We start from the raw sequence: 1198 nt of genomic DNA, 5'->3' as shown, positions 1-1198 counted from the left end.
ATCGGGTTTATCTGCACGGAACGCGACTTGCATTTGCCAAGGCGGCTTAATCCCGCATAATGCGCGCCTTAGTTTTCGCCGACAGTGAAGGACATGATATGGCTATACGGGTTGCACTCCATCATCACACCACTTATCACTTTGACCGTCCGGTCAGCGTATCGCCGCATGTGATCCGCTTGCGCCCGGCCGCGCACACCCGCACCCCTATTCTCGCCTATTCGCTTCATATCGAGCCGGCTCAGCACTTTATCAACTGGATGCAGGACCCTTTCGGCAACTTCCAGGCCCGCTTGGTATTCCCGGAAAAAGTCCGGGATTTGACCATCGCGGTCGATCTGATCGCTGAGATGACGGTCATCAATCCCTTTGATTTTTTCGTGGAGAGCTACGCGGAAAAATTTCCTTTCAACTACGAAACCACCCTGCGCCAGGAATTGACGCCGTATCTGGAGATGCAGGAAAACGGCCCGCTGCTCAAAAAGTGGCTGACCGAGGTAAAACGCGATCCGCTGCCAATTGTGGATTTTCTGGTCGAGATCAACGGGCGTTTGAACCGGAACATTGCTTATGTGATCCGCATGGAGCCAGGGGTGCAATCCTGCGAGGAAACCCTGACCAAGCGCAGCGGTTCCTGCCGCGATTCGGCCTGGCTACTGGTGCAGATTCTGCGGCAGTTGGGACTGGCGGCGCGCTTCGTGTCCGGCTATCTGCTCCAGCTCACTGCTGATCTCAAGTCGCTGGACGGTCCCTCCGGCCCGGAAGCTGATTTCACCGATCTGCACGCTTGGGCTGAAGTCTTCGTGCCGGGCGCGGGCTGGCTGGGTCTGGACCCGACCTCCGGCCTGTTCGCCGGCGAAGGCCATATTCCGCTGGCCTGCACCCCGACTCCGCCCAGCGCCGCGCCAGTGACGGGTTACACCGACAAGTGTGAAACGACCTTCGATTTTGCGATGACGATCACTCGCGTCCACGAAGATCCACGAGTCACCAAGCCTTATAGCGAAGATCAATGGGCGCGGATCGAGCAACTCGGTGCGGCAGTAGACGAAAAGCTGATTGCGGGTGATGTGCGGCTGACGATGGGTGGCGAGCCGACCTTTGTCTCCATTGACGACATGGACGGCGCGGAATGGACGATTGCGGCCAGCGGTCCGACCAAGCGCAAGCTGGCCGGCCAGTTATTGAAGAGATTACG

The 1198-nt window shown here is 58.1% G+C and carries 1 protein-coding gene; it reads left to right on the top strand.

Going from position 1 to position 1198, the window contains the following annotated elements; translation table 11 throughout:
* Window positions 1-98: 98 nt before the first annotated feature.
* Window positions 99-1198 (top strand): transglutaminase-like domain-containing protein (locus tag BN874_RS13440; RefSeq protein ID WP_034434345.1); only part of this gene is annotated, 1100 nt, incomplete at its 3' end.

It is taken from the genome of Candidatus Contendobacter odensis Run_B_J11 (genome assembly GCF_000531125.1).
Classification (GTDB): Bacteria; Pseudomonadota; Gammaproteobacteria; order Competibacterales; family Competibacteraceae; genus Contendibacter; species Contendibacter odensensis.
This window is presented reverse-complemented; position numbering and strand designations above follow the sequence as displayed.